We start from the raw sequence: 236 nt of genomic DNA, 5'->3' as shown, positions 1-236 counted from the left end.
CTCTCGTAGGTCTGCTGCAGGTCGATCAGCGCCGGGCCCCGGTCGGCCGAGTCGCCGTGCACATGCTCGAACAGGTGCAGCGAGGTCTGGTGGCCCCGGTCGAAGGTGTCCACGTAGCGGGCCTCGGCCTCGAAGGGGTCCATAGCCTGCAGTTGCTCGGCCAGCTGCTGCAACTCGCGCAGCCGCGCGGGCGCCACGGATTGCTCCAGGCGCAGGGCGTCGATCAGGCCCGGCAG

Annotated in this window: 1 protein-coding gene; it reads right to left on the bottom strand. The window is 70.8% G+C overall.

Translation table 11 applies throughout. From position 1 onward, the window contains the following. Positions 1-236, bottom strand: a 236-nt coding sequence (locus ACSNN9_RS28800) for a nitrate reductase molybdenum cofactor assembly chaperone (protein ID WP_436676436.1), incomplete at both ends; no start/stop codon positions are given.

It is taken from the genome of Micromonospora sp. URMC 107 (genome assembly GCF_051386315.1).
Classification (GTDB): domain Bacteria; phylum Actinomycetota; class Actinomycetes; order Mycobacteriales; family Micromonosporaceae; genus Micromonospora.
The sequence above is the reverse complement of the archived record's forward strand: the minus strand, read 5'-3'. Positions and strand labels throughout refer to the sequence as shown.